The following is a 2,788-nucleotide window of genomic DNA, read 5'->3' as shown; positions in this document are numbered from 1 at the left end:
AGCCGGCGCAGGGCTGTAAACATTTCTATACCCTGGTACCATGGCACGGCGCCATCAGCATCATTACTCATGATCATTAACGGGGTTTGTACTTTAGGCAACTGGAACAGCGGCGAGTTTTCAATATACAGTTCTGGTTTTTCCCAAAGCGTGGCGCCAATCCGGCTTTGTGTTTTTTCGTATTGGAATTGCCTGTTAACACCCGATTCCCAACGGATACCACCGTAAGCTGATGTCATGTTGGCAACAGGAGCGCCCGCCCATGCCGCGGCATACATATTGGTTTGGGTTATGAGGTATGCCACCTGGTAACCTCCCCAGCTTTGTCCCTGGAGGCCTATATGAGCGCCATCAACCCAGCCATTTTTCTTTAGCGATTCAACCCCCGAGTTAACAAATTCAACGGCTGATGCGCCGGGGTGGCCGGTTTCATAGCTTATATCCGGTGCAAAAACTAAATACCCGTTACTTACAAAAAACGAGATTGGTAAACGCGAAGGGGTTGGGGCGGGTGGCAGGTAATTATAAAGTCCATCGGAAAGTTTTTCATAGAAATATACTATCATGGGGTATTTTTTATTCGGGTCGAAATCTTCGGGTGTGTATAAGATGCCTTTGGATTTATAGCCTTTTGGAGTTGTCCATGTCACAAGTCCGGCTATGCCCCAATTATATTGAACCTGCTGGGGGTTAATGTTGCTTAGCTTTATCTCCTTTTTCAGATCCGTTGATACATAAAGGTCGGGCGGCAATTCATAATTGCCTTTGGTGTAGATGTAAACTGCAGCATTCTTTGCTCTCAAAAGGTCGCCATAGCCCATTTTACCCATATTTACTTTCTCTGGTGTGTTTTTGCTTTCGGGTGTTTTTACAAAGTATCCCCATTGTTTTGTTTCCTCATCCTGCGCTAACAGCCACATTACCTGTTTTGACGGAATAAATTTTTGTTCAGGATCGGTCATATCGTACCTGATGATCAATTTGTTTTTACGACCGATACCATTGGTAAAGTTGGTTGCAATACCAGTTGCAGGGTCGATGCTCCAGATATCATACCGATCATAGATCAATACAGCTTTGTCGTCCTTTGTCCATCCGGCTAAACCGTAATCCGAGGCATAGTTGGGTACATCATTCAGCTCATCGCCCATTTTTGTGCCGATTGATTTGGTCAGGTTGATTTTGGTACCTGTAGCAATGGAGTACGCATACCATTGCTGATCCTTAAAATTGAACCAGGTCACATATTGCCCATCAGGGGAGATCTTATAATGTGCTTTTATCCCTTCACTGATCAATCGTCTATTACCGCTTTTGGTATCTATTAAAATGGCTTGTTGTTTGGTATCGCCCTCCCATTGTGATTGTACGCGTGCGCCGGTATCGGTAACACCTAAAACATATCTTGCATTTTTATTTTCGGCTACAAAAACTTCCTGTATAGCTTTGCTGCCTAATTGTAGCTGTTTTGATTCGGGATCTTCCGGGCGGATAACCGCGAGGTAACTTCGCCTAAGTTCGGTTTGAAGGTTTTTAAGCTGCTGCGGCTGCAGGTAATCATCTTTGTAGTTCCAGATATCAAGTTTAGCCACTTCAAAATCAACAATAGTAGTATCGGCGGGTTTCGGTATAGGAGCAGTCCCGAAAAATAAATTAGCCCCATTTTTACTAAAATAAACTTTTCCGTCACCACTTACCGCCCATTTAGCGGGCATCGCTTCCAGGCCTTCCGCGGCAATCACCGTGGCGCTGTCCCTGGTTAGGTTATAATAATATAGTTTGAATGGCTTTACCAAGGCCTTCTCGGGGTTTTTCTCGGCGGTAAAAGCTACCTGGCGACAGGCATCATCAATAGTGATACTATGGTAATTGCCCCTGCCTGTACTGATAACTTTAACCGTGTTTTTATCGATATCAAATACATATAATCCCGAAACAATTTCCTGTTGTTTTACCGGCGCAGTAACGGCAAATGCCAGTAGCTTGCCGTTTTTGCTTAGCTGGTATTCGGTAACGTATTTGAAGGTGCGGGTTGTTTTGCCCATTAATTGCTTTACGGTCAAATCAGCCCCCTCACGGGTTGGCGGGGCGATAGTTGTACTTACCGCCTTTTTTGAAGTATCACCGGATGCGGGCTTTTTTAGTGTATCTCCGGCGGCAAGGTAGGCGATAACATCGGCGTTCTCGGCTATTTTAAAATTTCTTACTGCGGGAATTTTTGTGATGCCTTGTGATGTCAATGAGATAAAACCCAGGGTATCTTTAAGGAATTCGGCTGGTTTTTTCTTCCTGATCTTAGCCTGGCGGGTATCCTTAAAAAATGGCCTTATCTGGAATACAGCAAATTTGCCATCGCTTGTGAAACGGGCGGTATCAGCCCTGGGGATATGGATCTTGCCGGTATTTTTTGAATTGGTGATCACCAGTTCGGCATCACCCTCCTGTGGTTTTATCACATAAAGTATCCATTTACCATCATTACTTATCCGCTGACCGCTAATACTTTGCCATCCATCGAAAACGGAATGATCCAATGATTTCTTTGAAGTTTTTTGAGCAGAAACACTGAAGCAGATTGCTGATAAAAAAATAATCAGTAAAATTTTGCGCATATCAACCTTGTTATGCACTAAATATGCTCAAAATTGCCCGTTTATTAAAATTAGTTATGGGAAAGTTACAATGGTGAGTGGTGAGTGGTGAGTGGTGAGTGGTGAGTGGTGAGTGGTGAGTGGTGAGTGGTGAGTGGTGAGTGGTGAGTGGTGAGTGGCATTATGTTAAGTTAAGT

1 protein-coding gene is annotated in these 2,788 nt (G+C 44.1%); it reads right to left on the bottom strand.

Annotated features, from left to right (window positions below; all coding sequences use genetic code 11):
* Positions 1–2,612, bottom strand: a 2,612-nt coding sequence (locus tag AC1DPZ_RS24935) for a S9 family peptidase (RefSeq protein WP_477408567.1), incomplete at its 3' end; no start/stop codon positions are given.
* Between the last annotated feature and the right edge of the window lie 176 nt (positions 2,613–2,788).

The sequence above is a fragment of the Mucilaginibacter sp. P4_G9 genome, from assembly GCF_056400985.1.
Note: the sequence above shows the minus strand (reverse complement) of the source record. Positions and strands in the feature narration are given on the sequence as shown.